The sequence below is a fragment of the Bacillus sp. ATD genome (assembly GCF_050585765.1).
Classification (GTDB): domain Bacteria; phylum Bacillota; class Bacilli; order Bacillales; family Bacillaceae; genus Bacillus; species Bacillus stercoris.
Map to the genome: position 1 here is coordinate 306,898 of NZ_JBOBQH010000002.1, position 16,220 is coordinate 323,117.

Sequence of the window (16,220 nt, forward strand, 5' to 3'; positions counted from 1 at the left end):
GGAGACAAAGGCTATGAATTTGGATTTTTCAGCAACGATCCCCCAAATTCCTTTTATATTAGAAGGCTTGGCAATTACATTAAAAATTGTTGTTGTATCTGCTATTATCGGACTTATACTCGGTATTGTGCTAAGCTTATGCAAGATCAGCACATTCCGCCCGCTGATCTGGATCGCTGATTTTTATACATCAGTGTTCAGAGGCACACCTTTAGTGCTGCAGCTTATGATTGTCTATTTTGGACTTCCTCAGCTGCTCGGATTTCAAATTGACCAGTTTTGGGCTGCGGTTGTCGCATTGTCTTTGAATTCCGCCGCTTATGTATCGGAAATTATCAGAGCCGGAATCAACGCCATTGATAAAGGGCAAAAAGAAGCGGCTGTCGCACTGGGTGTCCCGTACGGCAAAATGATGAAGGATCTGCTTTTGCCGCAGGCCTTCAAAAATATATCACCTGCAATTGTGAATGAATTAATTACGTTAACAAAAGAATCGGCGATCGTCACCGTCATCGGGCTTGGTGATGTCATGAGACGCGCATATCAAGCTGGCGCCGCCACTTACAATTACCTTGAGCCGCTCATTATCGCGGGATTGATTTATTACGTGCTTGTCTTGATTTTAACGTTTATCGGCAAGGCTGTAGAAAGGAAGCTGAAATCCAATGATTAAGGTTGAAAAGCTGTCAAAATCATTTGGGAAACACGAAGTATTAAAAAACATTACAACAACAATCGCTGATGGCGAGGTTGTTGCCGTGATCGGCCCTTCAGGCTCAGGCAAATCAACGTTCCTACGCTGTTTAAACCTGCTGGAAAAGCCAAACGGCGGAACCATTACAATAAAAGACACAGAAATTACGAAGCCGAAAACCAACACATTAAAGGTTCGGGAAAACATCGGGATGGTTTTTCAGCATTTTCATCTCTTTCCGCACAAAACGGTTCTCGAAAATATCATGTACGCGCCTGTCAATGTGAAAAAAGAATCAAAACAGGCCGCACAGGAGAAAGCTGAGGACCTGCTCCGCAAAGTCGGTTTGTTTGAAAAGCGAAATGACTATCCAAACCGCTTGTCTGGCGGACAAAAACAGCGTGTCGCGATTGCCAGGGCTCTTGCGATGAATCCGGATATCATGCTGTTTGACGAGCCGACCTCCGCCCTTGATCCGGAGATGGTCAAAGAAGTGCTGCAGGTGATGAAAGAGCTGGTCGAAACCGGCATGACCATGGTGATTGTCACACATGAAATGGGCTTCGCAAAAGAAGTGGCAGACCGCGTGCTGTTTATGGATCAAGGAACGATTGTCGAGGACGGCAATCCGAAGGAATTTTTTCTTTCGCCAAAATCCAAAAGAGCGCAGGACTTTTTAGAGAAAATATTATAGAATATAGAAAAAAAGAAGAAGGCTGATCGCTTCTTCTTTTTTATTGAAGAAACAAATAGAAATGGAGTCCGACATGTTTAAAATTGGTTACCGCACAATAAAGACCGCGCTTGGAACAGCTTTGGCTATTTATATAAGCCAGCTATTGCATTTGCAAAACTTCGCATCAGCAGGAATCATCACCATTTTGTGCATTCAAATCACACAAAAACGGTCGCTTCAGGCGTCATGGGCCCGCTTTGCGGCATGCTGTCTGGCAATTGTTTTTTCTTATCTCTTTTTCGAGCTCATTGGCTACCACCCGTTTGTGATCGGAGCGCTTCTTCTGATATTCATTCCGATAACGGTTCTGTTAAAAATTAACGAAGGTATCGTCACCAGTTCTGTTATTATCCTTCATTTATACATGTCCGGCGGCATTACGCCTGCTTTCATCTGGAATGAAGTTCAGCTGATTACAGTCGGCATCGGCGTCGCTCTATTGATGAACTTGTATATGCCGAGTCTTGATCGGAAGCTGATTGCTTACCGCAAAAAGATAGAGGATAACTTTGCTGTCATTTTCGCAGAAATCGAACGGTATTTGTTAACTGGTGAGCAAGATTGGTCAGGAAAAGAAATTCCGGAAACGCACCAGCTCATTACGGAGGCCAAAAACCTGGCTTATCGAGATGTGCAAAACCACATTTTGCGATACGAAAATCTGCATTATCATTATTTTAAAATGAGAGAAAAGCAATTTGAAATTATTGAACGCCTTCTCCCTAAAGTGACATCGATCTCCATCACTGTAGATCAGGGAAAAATGATCGCTGAATTCATTCACGATTTGCGGGAGGCGATACACCCTGGGAACACGGCGTATAAATTTCTGAAAAGACTTGCTGACATGAGAAAAGAATTTGAGGAGATGCCGCTTCCGGCGACTAGAGAGGAATTTGAAGCGAGAGCCGCTCTCTTCCATCTTCTCGGCGAAATGGAACAATATTTAGTGATTAAAAGTTATTTTAAAGGAATAAAAGCGCAAAAATCACTTGGATGATTCGCATGAGCTCTTCCTTCATTGGTCAACCTAATGAAAAAGGAGGAACTTATGCGTTTTTTCTTATGTTCGATTTTAATGATGATTTCACCGATTTGGCCGCTCGGCGAAAATCCGCTGCCGGGTGATCCGTATGTTATTGTCAACAAGCGAACAAATGAACTTGCTGTTATCCTCGACAACAAAGTAGAAGGCGTGTACAGTGTGGCCACTGGAAAAACAGATGATTTGACGCCTGAAGGAGAATTTTCGGTAACGGTAAAAGCGGAAAATCCTTACTACAGAAAGAAAAATATTGAAGGAGGATCTCCTGACAATCCGCTTGGGGCAAGATGGATCGGATTTGACGCGAAAGGAACGGACGGGCGGATTTATGGAATTCATGGGACAAACCGAGAGGAATCAGTAGGGAAATTTGTGTCAAACGGCTGTATACGTATGCATAACGATGAGGTCGTTCATTTGTTTCAAACGATACCAGTAGGAACGAGAGTGCTGATCACAGACGACAATCGCTCTTTTGAGGAGATTGCCATCGAACATAAAGCTCTGATAAAAAAGCAGGATATTCCCATTGAATAAGGCTGCCCTGCTTTTTTATCGTTATAAAAACATGATGATTCCTGAGAGTACAGTTGAAAGAATAAAAACTCCCAAAATCACGATCAAAACGCTTTTCATCAGTTTTTGAGACATGATTTTCACTCCTTACACAATCTGTCTATATTTTAGCGTGTTTTGAATGGACGGACAAGCGATATCTATTAGCGAAAGCAGGGATGCAAATGAACAGGCTTGACCATATCGGGATAGCCGTTTTTTCGATAAAAGATGCAAGACGCTTTTATGAAAATGTATTGGGGCTTGCATTTCTTCATCAAGAAACGGTTGAAGAGCAAAAGGTGAAAGTTGCTTTTTTTCAAGCGGGGAGCGTCAAACTTGAGCTGATAGAACCGTCGACAGCTGACAGCCCCATCCGTTTATTTTTGGAGAAGAAAGGGCAGGGGCTGCATCATATTGCATTTTTGTGCAACAGCCTATCTGAACAGCTCAAAGCATTGTCTGACCAGCAAGTTCAATTGATTGACAGGTATCCAAGACAGGGAGCGAACGGGAAAAAGATTGCGTTTATTTCCCCTCGAGAAACAAATGGTGTTCTTGTAGAGCTTTGTGAACCGAAAGGAGACCAACACAATGAACATGAATGAGCACATTGATCATTTATACACGAAACGCAGACAGGCAGAAGAGGGCGGTGGACTGGAAAAGCAGGCTCAGCAGCGGCAAAAGGGAAAGCTCACCGCCCGGGAAAGGATCATATTTCTACTTGACCAGAACAGCTTTATCGAATTACACCCCTTCATGGAAAGTCAAGTGTTAACAAGAGAACAGCGCATGTTAGGGGATGGGGTCGTGACAGGGTACGGCACAATTGACGGACGCTCAGTTTATGTATTTGCGCAAGACTTCACTGTATTCGGCGGGGCGCTTGGCGAAACCCATGCCAAAAAAATCTGCGCTCTGATGGACCTGGCAGCAAAAAATAAGGCGCCGATTATCGGGCTGAATGACTCAGGTGGTGCGAGAATTCAAGAGGGTGTGGTATCATTAGATGGATACGGTCACATATTTTACCGAAACGTCTTATATTCCGGAGTCATTCCGCAAATATCGGTTATTTTAGGGCCGTGCGCTGGAGGCGCTGTATATTCTCCGGCACTCACAGATTTTATATTTATGGCTGAACAGACCGGCCGGATGTTTATTACCGGCCCGAAGGTGATTGAAAAAGTGACAGGGGAACAGGTCGATGCGGAGAGCTTAGGCGGAGCGGGAATACATAATGCCGTCAGCGGAAACGCCCACTTTTCCGGCTATACGGAGAAGGAGGTTCTGACAGGGGTGAAAAAACTGCTGTCTTATTTGCCGCTGAATGGCCGGACAACAGGGCCGAAGCCAGAGAAAGAGGCCCCCAGACCGTTATTAAACCGTCTCGTGCCTGCTGACACGACAAAGCCGTATGATGTTCGGACGGTGATTAAGGAGCTGGCCGATCCACAGTCTTTTTTTGAGATTCAGCCATTTTTTGCGAAAAACATTGTCATTGGATTTGCAAGGCTGGGTGAAAAAGCAATCGGCATTGTTGCGAGCCAGCCAAAGCATCTGGCGGGAAGCCTGACGATTGACGCTGCTGATAAAGCAGCAAGGTTCATCCGTTTTTGTGACGCATTTGATATCCCGCTGTTGACTGTTGAGGATGTCCCGGGATTTCTCCCCGGTATTCAGCAGGAGCACAACGGAATCATCAGACACGGAGCAAAATTATTGTTTGCTTATGCAGAAGCGACTGTCCCAAAAATCACGCTCATTATCAGAAAAGCATATGGCGGCGCCTATGTGGCCATGAACAGCAAAGCAATCGGAGCGGACCTTGTATTTGCATGGCCGAATGCTGAAATTGCGGTGATGGGTCCAGAAGGTGCGGCATCGATTTTGTATGCAAAGGAAATCAGAGCTTCAGCTGACCCGCAAAAGACGAAACGCCAAAAAACAGCTGAATACAAAAAGCAAAACGCCGGCCCATACAAAGCGGCCGCTTGTGGAATGGTCGATGACATTATTTTGCCGGAAGAATCAAGGGGAAGACTGATTCAAGCTTTTCATATGCTTGCACATAAGACAGAAGAGAGACCGAAAAAAAAGCACGGTAACATACCGCTTTAATATGGAGGGACTTACAAATGGTGAATGAAAAACGCCTGCTGGAAGAGTTTTTAGAGCTTGTCCAAATTGATTCAGAAACAAAACACGAAGCAGAAATCTGCAAAGTGCTGAAACGGAAATTTTCTGATTTAGGTGTGGACGTTAAAGAAGACGATACAATGGATATCACGGGCCACGGAGCCGGTAATCTGATTTGCACATTAAAAGGGACAAAGCAAACAGATACGATCTACTTTACATCTCATATGGACACAGTTGTACCCGGTAACGGTGTAAAACCAGTTGTAGAGAACGGTTACGTCAAAACAGACGGCACGACGATTTTAGGTGCTGATGATAAAGCGGGACTGGCTGCAATGTTTGAAGCGATTAAGGTGCTGAAAGAAGAAAACATTGAGCACGGAACGATTGAATTCATCATCACAGTTGGTGAGGAATCTGGCCTGATCGGAGCGAAGGCGCTTGACCGTTCTATGATTACAGCATCCTACGGCTATGCCCTTGACTCAGACGGGAAAGTCGGAAATATCATTGTGGCTGCGCCGACACAGGCGAAGGTAAGAGCGGCAATTTTCGGGAAAACCGCGCACGCCGGGGTTGAACCTGAAAAAGGCATTTCTGCGATTACAATCGCTAGCAAAGCCATTTCAAAAATGCCATTGGGCCGTATTGATGAAGAAACAACAGCAAATATCGGCCGGTTTGAAGGCGGCACGCAAACAAACATTGTGTGCGACGAAGTCCATATTCTTGCTGAAGCACGCTCTTTAGTTCCTGAGAAAATGGAAGCTCAGGTTCAAAAAATGAAAGCTGCTTTTGAAGAGGCTGCTGCTGATATGGGCGGACGCGCAGAAGTCGAAATTGAAGTCATGTATCCTGGCTTCAAATATCAAGATGGCGACCAAGTTGTTGAAATCGCGAAAAAAGCGGCTGCTAAAATTGGACGTCCAAGCGAGCTGCAAACAAGCGGCGGCGGAAGCGACGCGAACGTAATCGCAGGTCATGGCATCCCGACGGTCAACCTTGCTGTCGGTTATGAGCAAATTCATACAAAGAATGAAAAAATGCCGATCGAAGAACTCGTCAAAACGGCAGAAATGGTTGTTGCCATTATTGAAGAGGCGGCAAAATAAAAAAAGAAAACCCGAATGCGATTTCCCGCATCGGGTTTTTTTAGTTCCATTTCCTAAGCGGCCAAAATAACACGTCCTGTTTTTTAGCGTAATGAAGCAAGGGGTCTGCCTCTGGCAACGTAATGCCGTGAGCATCTGTCACCGTATTGACTGAAATTTTCGCTTCAGCGTTTTGCAGCAGCCATGGGTGATGGTGGATGTCTTCGTAATAGAGTTTGTTTCGGTAGGCTGTGTAGAGTCTATACCGTTCCGTCAGCCAATAATCGAGTGAATCCTTTTCCGCTGTAAAAGGAGCTGAAACGGGCCGGTATGCGGCGCGGAATACTGCTTCTCTGCCGTCTCTCCGCTTGCTGACATAGTCAATGCCATCATCGTTTTTTTCAGCTTTCATATTAGCGTGAACATAAGGCAAATGAAAGAACGTGCGAGCGCCCAAAACCGCCAGCCGATGATCGGCATCTAAGCTGAAAAAATAAATGCCGGGCTTGCCTTTATATGTGACATATGTGCGAAGGTTAAGCTCAGGAAATGCACGCGCACCGGGAATGGGGGGAAGGTAACGCGCCCTTAGGTTCGTGAGCATAAAGGGAAGCATGCTGATCCAAGCTTGCCCGTTATATGTATCTAATTCTAAAACTGGCGGTACTAAAGCGCGAAGGATAGAAAAATCAACAGGCCAGTGGGCAAATAAGATGTCATTCCAGGTTTGTCTCATGATCCAGATTCCTTCAGGCACAGAAATGTTTTTTTGCTGAAAGCGTTCCGTCAACGTATATGCTCCTTTCGTTTGGAGGTGAGTAAAGGTATTCCCGATTTCCTTCTTTTTAAACGAGACCGCTGTTTTTTTAGGATGACCATCTCTGCTTCAGCCATAACAAAAAAGGCTGCCTGCGCGGTGAATGCTTCGCAAGCAACAAAAAAACAACCCCGGCTTGTCGCGCGGGATTGCTTCATTATTTCACCGGCTCAGTAAGAGCGGCTGTTTTTTTATTTTTATGGTGCGTCATCTGAAGGACGACGTTTTGGACTGTCAAGAATAGCCCGCTTGTGAACCAGTACAACGGCAGCGCTGCCGGGACATTAAGCGAGAAAATCGTCATCATCACTGGGAAGATGAACACCATCAATTTTGCGGATTGCTGCGCCGCTGGGTTTTGCGGGACAGCGGAATATTTCGCGCTCAGTTTTTGAGCGATATAGGCTTGGACAAAGTACATAATCCCTGCACTAAGAGACATGAGAATATCAGATTGCCCTAAACTGAACCATAAAAACGAGTGTGACGCAATTTCAGGTGTTGAGCGAATCGCGTAATAAAGCCCAATCATAATCGGAGACTGAATCAGCATTGGAAGGCATCCCATGGCAAGCGGATTGATGTTGTTCTCTTGATACAGCTTCATCATTTCCATTTGCAGTTCTTTTTGTTTTTCAGGGTCCTTCGTCTTTTTCAGTTTGGCCTGAATGCTGTCAACCTGAGGTTTAATAACCGCCATTTTTTCTTGAAACATACGCTGTTTTTTGAACTGATTGACAAACAAGGGCAGTACAACCAAACGCACAATAATGGTGACGAGAATAATAGAGAGTCCGTATTCTCCATGAAACAGCCCGGCAACACCCTTAAGCAGAGCGGAAAACGGTTCGATTAAATAGTCATGGAAAAAACTGACGTTGCTGAGGCCTCCCACCTGATTCGTCGCCGCGAAGGCAGCATTGCCCGAGCATAATACGATCAAAAAGATACCCATAGCCAAAAGTTTTTGATATGTTTTTAGCAATTTTGTTCTCCTCCTTTTTATAAATGCGGTTTATAAAAGAAGAGAACTGGCGTCTTCATCATCATTCACAGGCGAATTCATGCGGAAGACTTTACGTATCCAAGTTGTAATGCGATGATATATAATAATAAGAAAGTCTGTTCGGTTAATGTGAAAGACTGTCTGATGTTCATCTGTTCGTTTGGATTTCCAATGCTCGCCGGCACGGCACTCTCGTAAGAGGAATGCAATCCCGATTGCCGTCAGAGCAGGAAGAATAATTGTGAAAAAATCGACTAAGAATAAAACGTCATTTATCGATTCCACAAACATTTTAATCACATCCATTCAGTACCTTCATTTTACTATATGTACAAGCCGTTGTCTAATGAACGAAAAGGAGATTTGTTTATGCCGGGAAAGAGCCGAATTATTTTCCATATTGATATGAATAGCTTTTATGCATCGGTTGAAATGGCATATGATCCGGCTCTCCGGGGAAAGCCGGTCGCAGTTGCCGGAAACGTAAAGGAGCGAAAGGGCATTGTGGTGACATGCAGCTACGAAGCAAGGGCGCGCGGCGTCAAAACAACAATGCCGGTTTGGCAAGCGAAGCGCCATTGTCCAGAGCTCATCGTTCTTCCGCCGAATTTTGACCGCTATAGAAACTCTTCCAGAGCCATGTTTACTATTCTCCGTGAATATACTGACCTGGTGGAGCCTGTCTCCATTGATGAGGGCTATATGGACATGACCGATACACCATACAGCAGTCGAGCGCTGGAGACGGCAAAAGAAATCCAAAGCAGATTGCAAAAAGAGCTGCTGCTTCCGTCAAGCATAGGAATCGCGCCGAATAAATTTCTCGCTAAGATGGCGTCTGATATGAAAAAACCGCTTGGAATTACGATTTTAAGAAAGAGGCAAGTGCCCGACATCCTTTGGCCGCTTCCTGTTGGAGAGATGCACGGAGTTGGCAATAAGACAGCGGAAAAACTGAAAGGACTCGGCATTCATACAATCGGAGAGCTTGCTGCAGCTAATGAACACTCGCTGAAGCGCCTGCTTGGCATCAACGGTCCGCGCCTTAAAAATAAAGCAAACGGCATTCACCATGCGCCGGTTGACCCGGAGCGCATTTACGAATTTAAAAGCGTCGGCAACTCATCGACACTTTCACATGATTCCAGTGATGAAGAGGAGCTGTTAGGCGTTTTCAGAAAACTTGCCGCTTCCGTGAGTGACCGTTTACAGCGCAAGGAAGTCATGGCTTCAAAGCTATTTATTATGATTAGATATGCAGATTGGAAAACCATTACGAGAAGCATCACGCTGAGAAATCCGATTGATCAAAAAAATGAAATCTTGAAAGAAGCAGAGCACCTCTTTTTTAAGCACTGGAATAAAAATCCTGTCAGGCTGCTTGGCATTACCGGAACCGATTTGGTAGAAAAAGAGCAGGCCTATAAGCAGCTCGATTTGTTCAGCTTTAATGAGGATGCGAGGGATGAGCCCATTCAGCAGATAATGGAAAAGCTGAATGAAAAGTACGGATCTAAACTGATCAGAAAAGGTGCAAGGTTAAAAAAAGAGGAGAGCAAAACGAAGGGAACAAGCTTTAATAAAGATTTTTTTCAGGATGAAAAGAAAAGCTGAATCGCTTGAAAAAAAGGGTGAAAGTATGGTAATTTCTTTATTATAAATATCATTTTATTTTAATTTAAATTTTAAAATGATTAAACGTTTGCAGAAGGGACGTTAGAATATGTCAAAACAACAAATCGGCGTTATCGGACTTGCGGTCATGGGTAAAAATCTGGCTTTAAATATCGAAAGCCGGGGATTTTCTGTTTCTGTTTACAACAGATCTAGCAGTAAGACTGAGGAGTTTTTGCAAGAGGCAAAAGGGAAAAATGTTGTTGGCACATACAGCATTGAAGAATTTGTCCAATCCTTGGAAACACCGCGCAAAATCTTATTAATGGTTAAAGCGGGAACTGCAACAGATGCGACAATTCAATCTCTTCTTCCTCATCTAGAGAAGGATGATATTTTAATTGACGGCGGAAATACATATTATAAAGATACACAGCGCCGTAACAAAGAACTCGCTGAAAGCGGAATTCATTTTATCGGAACAGGCGTTTCCGGCGGAGAAGAAGGGGCGCTTAAAGGGCCTTCTATCATGCCTGGCGGACAAAAAGAAGCACATGAGCTTGTGAAACCGATTCTTGAAGCCATTTCTGCAAAAGTTGACGGAGAACCTTGTACGACATATATCGGTCCTGATGGTGCCGGCCATTATGTAAAAATGGTGCACAACGGTATTGAATATGGAGATATGCAGCTGATTTCTGAATCTTACTTCATTCTGAAACAGGTGCTGGGCCTTTCAGCTGATGAGCTTCATGAAGTTTTCGCTGAATGGAATAAAGGAGAGCTTGACAGCTACCTGATTGAGATTACAGCTGACATCTTCACGAAAAAAGACGAAGAGACAGGCAAACCGCTTGTTGATGTGATTCTCGATAAAGCAGGGCAAAAAGGAACAGGAAAATGGACAAGCCAAAGCGCACTTGACTTAGGTGTTCCGCTTCCGATTATTACTGAATCTGTATTCGCGCGTTTTATCTCAGCTATGAAGGAAGAGCGTGTGAAAGCGAGCGGACTTCTTTCAGGACCGGAAGTGAAGCCTGTTACGGAAAATAAAGAAGAGCTGATTGAAGCGGTCAGAAAAGCGTTGTTCATGAGTAAAATCTGCTCATACGCGCAAGGATTTGCCCAAATGAAAGCTGCTTCTGAAGAATATAACTGGGATCTGAAATATGGTGAAATCGCTATGATCTTCCGTGGCGGCTGCATCATTCGTGCAGCGTTCCTTCAGAAAATCAAAGAAGCTTACGATCGCGAGCCTGAGCTTGACAACCTGCTTCTTGACAGCTACTTCAAGAATATTGCAGAAAGCTACCAAGGAGCGCTTCGCCAGGTGATTTCACTTGCAGTTGCCCAAGGTGTGCCGGTGCCATCATTCTCAAGCGCATTAGCTTATTATGACAGCTACCGTACAGCCGTACTGCCTGCAAACTTAATCCAAGCACAGCGTGACTACTTTGGCGCTCATACGTATGAGCGTACTGATAAAGAAGGTATTTTCCATACTGAATGGATGAAGTAATCAATAGAACCCCCCGAACCGCAAGAGCTTCGGGGGGTTTTGTTATTAAAGAGAGTGCTATACCTCTGTGACAGCTGCAAAAAAGCCGAAAATGCTCACAAGCATTTTCGGCTTTTTTCTTATTATATATTCCACCAGTGCAAGCCGTCTTTCGCCAAAAGATCATCTGATTCTTTCGGTCCCATTGAGCCTGATTCGTAGTTAGGAGATAAGGTTTTGTTTGCTGCCCATGTTTCAGAAATGGAGTCGACAAAGCTCCAAGAAAGGGCAACTTCATCCCAGTGTGCAAAGTTTGTTGCATCACCAAGAAGACAGTCGTGAATTAGTTTTTCATATGCTTCAGGGGTGTTCAACTCGTCATTGCAATTGCTGCAATAATCGAGTTTGATTGGCTGCGCGTGTGCTGCTCCGCCAAGCTTTTTAGCATTTAAGTAAAGTGTAATGCCTTCTTCAGGCTGAATATGAATGACAAGCAAGTTCGGATTCATGTTGTTTTCATTGCCGTAGTACAGGTTCATCGGAATGTCCTTAAATTGAACGACAATTTTTGTGGACTTTTCTTTCATTCGTTTTCCGGTACGGATATAGAATGGAACACCAGCCCATCTGAAGTTGTCGATCAAGAGCTTGCCGGCAACAAAGGTTTCTGTATTGGAGTCAGGAGCGACATTATCTTCTTCTGTATAAGAAGGAACAGGCATACCGTCAATTTCACCGGCTTGATATTGTCCGCGCACAAAGTATTCATCCACTTCATCTTTTGCAATAGGGCGCAGTGCTCTCAGCACCTTCACTTTTTCGCTGCGGATTTCTTCTGTGTTCAATTTGATCGGCGGCTCCATTGCAAGGAGGGCAACCATCTGCATAATATGGTTTTGCACCATGTCGCGGAGGGCGCCTGATTTTTCGTAATATCTTGCACGGTCTTCTACGCCAAGTGATTCGCTAGACGTAATTTGAATGTTTGAGATGTAGCGGTTTGTCCAGAGCGGTTCGAAAATCGCATTGGCAAATCGAATCACTTCAATGTTCTGAACCATTTGTTTGCCTAGATAATGGTCGATTCTGTAAATTTGATCTTCCGTAAACGCTTCACGGATTTCTTTGTTTAATGCCTGTGCGCTTGGCAGATCGTGGCCGAACGGCTTTTCGATGACAAGGCGGGACCATCCTGTTGTAGCTGTTACACCCTCTGATTTTAATGTTTTTGCAATTGTTCCGAAGAATTCAGGAGCCATTGCCAGGTAGAACATTCTGTTGTTCGGAATTTGATATGTATCTTCCAGCTGGTTAAGCAATACGTTAAGCTCTTGATAAGATCCAGGATTTGTCACGTCAAACGGGTGATAGTAAAAATGAGACGTGAAATCATCTATATGCTTATCTGCAGACGAGGAAATGGATGTTTTAACGGTTTGGCGAAGATCCTCATTTGACCAAGGTCTTCTTCCAACTCCTACCACTGCAAACTCTTCTCCGATTTGTCCGTTTTGATATAAACGGTGAATAGACGGATACAATTTTCGTTTTGCTAAATCTCCAGTTGCACCGAATATGACAATTACTGCTTTTGGTTGTTGGTTTGTTTTCACTAAAAGTACCTCACTTTATTCGAAGCTTTATTTTAGTACACCCCGTATATTTCCTTCATTTTAAATCTAAAATTCAACGAAAGCAAACATTTAAGCCCTTTTTTAAGCAGAATGCTGAAAAAATGTTTCTAGCACGAAAGGATTGTTCTTTTGAGAGGCAAGATTCACATTTTGCGCTTGATCCTGTATTCTTGTAGGTATCTGGTTCTAGTAGGAGGAAGGAAACGTGGAATTACTTTTTTTAGGGACGGGAGCCGGCATTCCCGCCAAGGCGAGAAACGTCACCTCTGTAGCATTGAAATTGCTTGAAGAAAGGCGTTCGGTATGGCTTTTTGACTGCGGGGAAGCCACACAGCATCAAATTTTACATACAACGATTAAACCTCGTAAAATAGAGAAAATCTTTATTACACACATGCATGGTGACCATGTATACGGACTTCCGGGGCTTCTGGGGAGCCGTTCCTTTCAAGGCGGAGAGGACGAGCTGACAGTGTACGGACCTAAAGGGATCAAAGCGTTTATTGAAACAAGCCTTGCCGTCACGAAAACCCATTTGACATATCCGCTTGCGGTCCAGGAAATTGAAGAAGGCATCGTGTTTGAGGACGATCAGTTTATTGTCACAGCGGTATCTGTTATTCATGGAGTGGAAGCCTTCGGGTACCGTGTGCAGGAAAAAGACGTACCGGGTTCCTTGAAGGCTGATGTATTAAAAGAAATGAACATCCCGCCCGGACCTGTATATCAGAAAATCAAAAAAGGCGAAACGGTAACGCTTGAAGACGGACGCATCATCAATGGGAATGATTTTCTGGAGCCTCCTAAAAAGGGAAGATCTGTTGTGTTCTCCGGTGATACGAGAGTAAGTGACAAACTAAAAGAGCTTGCGAGGGATTGTGATGTGCTTGTTCATGAAGCAACCTTTGCTAAGGAAGACCGTAAACTTGCTTATGATTATTATCACAGTACAACGGAACAAGCGGCTGTAACAGCGAAAGAAGCAGGAGCGAAGCAGCTCATTTTAACCCATATCAGCGCAAGATATCAGGGAGATGCTTCTTTGGAGCTTCAAAAAGAAGCGGTTGACGTTTTCCCCAATAGCGTGGCGGCATATGATTTCTTAGAGGTAAACGTCCCGCGAGGCTGAAGGCAGAGCTCTTATTTGACAATTTGTGTTGATGTTGTATAATAAAACGTAATCATTACGTTTTATAAGGAGATGTTAAATATGAGAGTCAATGTTACTTTAGCCTGCACTGAAACGGGAGACCGAAATTACATCACAACAAAAAATAAACGCACCAATCCAGACCGTTTGGAGCTGAAAAAATATTCACCGCGTTTGAAGAAATATACCCTTCACCGTGAAACAAAATAACAAAAAAGACCGGGCGTCTCTTACGGCCCGGTCTTTTTTTACGTTAATTGACTGCCTGGTAAAGAGGGGCGGCCTGCTGGCACGCTGCACACCATACGTCATAAATAGCCAAATGAACGATATGAGGTTCATCATGATGGATGTTGTGGGAGCTGTTTTTAGCTTGAATCCAGCCGCTTTGGTTGGATAGAGACAATATGCTGCTGTGCAAGTTTTGCCATTCCTGTTCAGCAGCGAATTTCTCAGTCCGTTCTCCTGATGACAATACAAGGAGAGGCATGTTTCCTAAATGGATTTGCCGCTGTTTGAGCTCCTGCAGACTTTTTGAAAATTCTGCAGGTGTGCCCTCAAGCATCATCTTTCTCGTATATGATTTGTGCATCTCTTCGGGTATAAAGGTGAAGCTGGCGCAATCTCCTAAAGCTGGATCAAGAAGGACCATGCCTATGATATCATACTTGTTTTTGCAGGCCCATAAGCCGGTGATGACAGCTCCGTATGAGTGTGAAACAGCCAGATAAGGAGGTTTTACATCTGCTGCTTTAAGCAAACTCTCCAATTCTTTCACTTGTTGTTCAGCTGTTCGTTTCGCTCTGCTTCGCCCGCTTTTCCCTATGCCCGCTCGATCATATGTGAAAATGCCAAATTCATCATCAATGTCCGCCATTAATGGTTTCCACGTCTCAGAAGAAGTACCGTAGCCGGCCTCAAAGACAATCGTTACACCGCTTGTTCCTTTCCGGTGCTGTGTATGAAACGCACATCCGTCAATTGTATATGTCTTTTCCATCCAAGCTGATTTCATTGGAGTCATCTCCTCTAATTGGTTCTACTAGGGAGACGGAGAACCTTAGCCGATCGTTTCTCTAAAAATAAAAAAAGAGATATCCGGCAGTGGATATCTCTCATAGGCATTACCAGCCTCTTTCGTATTGAACAGGGGCCGGAATCTCTGTATTGAGCTGTTTCGCGGCGGTTCTTGCAAAGAATGGATCCCGCAAAAGCTCTCTGCCGATAAAGATGAGGTCGGCACGTCCGTTTTGCAGAATTTCTTCAGCCATTGAACCGTCTGTAATCATGCCGACGGCACCAGTCGCCATGTCCGCCTGTTCACGGATTTTCTCGGCGAAGCTGACCTGATAGCCGGGAAATACATTAATGTCTGCGTGAACAAGGGCGCCTGAACTGCAGTCGATTAAGTCAACACCTTGCTCCTTCATCCATTTTGCAAAACCGATGTGATCGGCGATGTCCAATCCTTTATCTGTATAGTCTGAAGCAGATACACGGACAAATAATGGCCCGTCCCATACTTGTTTGACTTCATCGATGATCTCTCTCAAGAAACGATAGCGGTTTTCAGGTGAACCGCCGTATTCATCTGTGCGATGGTTGGAAAGCGGAGATAAAAATTCGTGAATTAAATATCCGTGCGCCGCATGAATTTCAATCACATCAAAGCCGGCTTCTTTTGCGCGGGCAGCCGCTTGCTTAAACTCCTGGATCGTTTCTTTTACTTTTTCTGCTGACATTTCTACTGGTGTTGCTGATTGTTCGTCAAACGCAATCGCCGATGGAGCGAAAATGTCTCCTTCAAGCTCAGCTTTACGTCCGGCATGGGCAAGCTGAATGCCGATTTTTGAACCTTGTTCTTTGACCTGCTCAGTCAGTTTGGCAAAGCCTTCAATATGCTCGTCGCTCCAAATGCCTAAGTCTTGGTCTGTGATTCGTCCCTGAGGGTTAACTGCTGACGCCTCTACAATAATCAGTCCGACTTGGCCGATTGCACGCGATATGTAATGTGCCATGTGGAACGGCGTTAATTTTCCGTCCTTTTCATGAGAAGAATACATGCACATTGGCGACATAACAATGCGATTTTTTAATGTCATATCTTTAATTGTAATAGGTGTGAATAATTTTCTGGCCATTTCTTTCGCCTCCCGTAAGGTTTTTAGAGATTGATTATATCAAGTCATTTCTTTCGCGTCATATAAACTGCTCAAAAGAACCGTTTTTGTCAAA

The 16,220-nt window shown here is 44.3% G+C and carries 18 protein-coding genes; 11 read left to right on the forward strand and 7 right to left on the reverse strand.

What is annotated here, in order from left to right; translation table 11 throughout:
- The first annotated feature begins 13 nt into the window (after window positions 1–13).
- From artQ to ACQXR1_RS06115, 4 genes are all read left to right on the forward strand, one after another.
- Window positions 14–673: an arginine ABC transporter permease ArtQ gene (gene artQ, locus ACQXR1_RS06100; protein ID WP_014664528.1), complete on the forward strand. Its 660-nt coding sequence runs from the start codon at window positions 14–16 to the stop codon at window positions 671–673.
- Window positions 666–1,388 carry an arginine ABC transporter ATP-binding protein ArtR gene (artR, locus tag ACQXR1_RS06105; RefSeq protein WP_430771863.1) on the forward strand — a complete coding sequence of 241 codons (723 nt, stop codon included), beginning with the start codon at window positions 666–668 and terminating at the stop codon, window positions 1,386–1,388. The genes artQ and artR overlap by 8 nt, the downstream gene beginning before the upstream one ends.
- Window positions 1,389–1,461: 73 nt before the next feature.
- Window positions 1,462–2,430, forward strand: a complete 969-nt coding sequence (locus ACQXR1_RS06110; protein ID WP_014664526.1) for an aromatic acid exporter family protein — start codon at window positions 1,462–1,464, stop codon at window positions 2,428–2,430.
- Between the two features lie 51 nt (window positions 2,431–2,481).
- Window positions 2,482–3,012 carry a L,D-transpeptidase gene (locus tag ACQXR1_RS06115; RefSeq protein ID WP_029726743.1) on the forward strand — a complete coding sequence of 177 codons (531 nt, stop codon included), beginning with the start codon at window positions 2,482–2,484 and terminating at the stop codon, window positions 3,010–3,012.
- 21 nt (window positions 3,013–3,033) lie between these two features.
- Here the strand turns inward: ACQXR1_RS06115 and prli42 are convergent, their stop codons facing one another.
- Window positions 3,034–3,126 (reverse strand): stressosome-associated protein Prli42, encoded by a 93-nt coding sequence (prli42, locus tag ACQXR1_RS06120; protein WP_041521370.1) that lies wholly within the window; start codon window positions 3,124–3,126, stop codon window positions 3,034–3,036.
- An 89-nt stretch (window positions 3,127–3,215) separates the two neighbouring features.
- Between prli42 and mce the strand changes: the two genes are divergently transcribed.
- From mce to ACQXR1_RS06135, 3 genes are read left to right on the forward strand one after another with little or no spacing between them, the layout of a single operon-like run.
- Window positions 3,216–3,638 carry a methylmalonyl-CoA epimerase gene (gene mce / locus ACQXR1_RS06125; RefSeq protein WP_014664524.1) on the forward strand — a complete coding sequence of 141 codons (423 nt, stop codon included), beginning with the start codon at window positions 3,216–3,218 and terminating at the stop codon, window positions 3,636–3,638.
- Window positions 3,631–5,154 (forward strand): acyl-CoA carboxylase subunit beta, encoded by a 1,524-nt coding sequence (locus tag ACQXR1_RS06130; protein ID WP_430771974.1) that lies wholly within the window; start codon window positions 3,631–3,633, stop codon window positions 5,152–5,154. The genes mce and ACQXR1_RS06130 overlap by 8 nt, the downstream gene beginning before the upstream one ends.
- 17 nt (window positions 5,155–5,171) lie before the next feature.
- On the forward strand, window positions 5,172–6,287 hold the full coding sequence (locus tag ACQXR1_RS06135) for a tripeptidase T (protein ID WP_003230352.1): 1,116 nt from the start codon (window positions 5,172–5,174) through the stop codon (window positions 6,285–6,287).
- Between the two features lie 40 nt (window positions 6,288–6,327).
- Here ACQXR1_RS06135 and ACQXR1_RS06140 read toward each other — a convergent pair whose 3' ends face one another.
- The 3 genes from ACQXR1_RS06140 to mifM all read right to left on the reverse strand — a co-directional run bounded on the left by ACQXR1_RS06140 (window position 6,328) and on the right by mifM (window position 8,386).
- Complete coding sequence (locus ACQXR1_RS06140) at window positions 6,328–7,056, reverse strand: YqjF family protein (RefSeq protein ID WP_430771864.1); 729 nt, start codon at window positions 7,054–7,056, stop codon at window positions 6,328–6,330.
- Between the two features lie 184 nt (window positions 7,057–7,240).
- Window positions 7,241–8,068, reverse strand: a complete 828-nt coding sequence (locus ACQXR1_RS06145; protein ID WP_430771865.1) for a membrane protein insertase YidC — start codon at window positions 8,066–8,068, stop codon at window positions 7,241–7,243.
- A gap of 30 nt (window positions 8,069–8,098) precedes the next feature.
- The gene (gene mifM / locus ACQXR1_RS06150) at window positions 8,099–8,386 is read right to left on the reverse strand and encodes a membrane protein insertion/folding monitor MifM (protein ID WP_080478337.1); all 288 of its coding nucleotides are present in this window, start codon (window positions 8,384–8,386) and stop codon (window positions 8,099–8,101) included.
- A gap of 72 nt (window positions 8,387–8,458) precedes the next feature.
- On the opposite strand from mifM, the gene ACQXR1_RS06155 reads away from it, so the two are divergent.
- Both ACQXR1_RS06155 and gndA read left to right on the forward strand, forming a co-directional pair.
- Window positions 8,459–9,703 (forward strand): DNA polymerase IV, encoded by a 1,245-nt coding sequence (locus ACQXR1_RS06155; protein ID WP_168781088.1) that lies wholly within the window; start codon window positions 8,459–8,461, stop codon window positions 9,701–9,703.
- A gap of 109 nt (window positions 9,704–9,812) precedes the next feature.
- Window positions 9,813–11,222, forward strand: coding sequence for an NADP-dependent phosphogluconate dehydrogenase (gndA, locus tag ACQXR1_RS06160; protein WP_014664518.1), 1,410 nt, complete (start codon window positions 9,813–9,815; stop codon window positions 11,220–11,222).
- 122 nt (window positions 11,223–11,344) lie between these two features.
- Here gndA and zwf read toward each other — a convergent pair whose 3' ends face one another.
- Entirely contained in the window at window positions 11,345–12,814 is a 1,470-nt protein-coding gene (zwf, locus tag ACQXR1_RS06165; protein WP_040082697.1) for a glucose-6-phosphate dehydrogenase, read from the reverse strand.
- Window positions 12,815–13,040: 226 nt separating this feature from the next.
- Between zwf and rnz the strand changes: the two genes are divergently transcribed.
- Together rnz and rpmG are read left to right on the forward strand one after the other, a co-directional pair.
- Window positions 13,041–13,964: a ribonuclease Z gene (gene rnz, locus ACQXR1_RS06170; protein ID WP_430771866.1), complete on the forward strand. Its 924-nt coding sequence runs from the start codon at window positions 13,041–13,043 to the stop codon at window positions 13,962–13,964.
- Between the two features lie 81 nt (window positions 13,965–14,045).
- Window positions 14,046–14,195, forward strand: coding sequence for a 50S ribosomal protein L33 (rpmG, locus tag ACQXR1_RS06175; protein ID WP_003226511.1), 150 nt, complete (start codon window positions 14,046–14,048; stop codon window positions 14,193–14,195).
- A 43-nt stretch (window positions 14,196–14,238) separates the two neighbouring features.
- On the opposite strand, the gene ACQXR1_RS06180 is transcribed toward rpmG, so the two are convergent.
- Window positions 14,239–15,000, reverse strand: a complete 762-nt coding sequence (locus ACQXR1_RS06180; protein WP_014664515.1) for an alpha/beta fold hydrolase — start codon at window positions 14,998–15,000, stop codon at window positions 14,239–14,241.
- A gap of 109 nt (window positions 15,001–15,109) precedes the next feature.
- Entirely contained in the window at window positions 15,110–16,126 is a 1,017-nt protein-coding gene (gene namA / locus ACQXR1_RS06185; protein WP_040082699.1) for an NADPH dehydrogenase NamA, read from the reverse strand.
- Window positions 16,127–16,220: the final 94 nt, after the last annotated feature.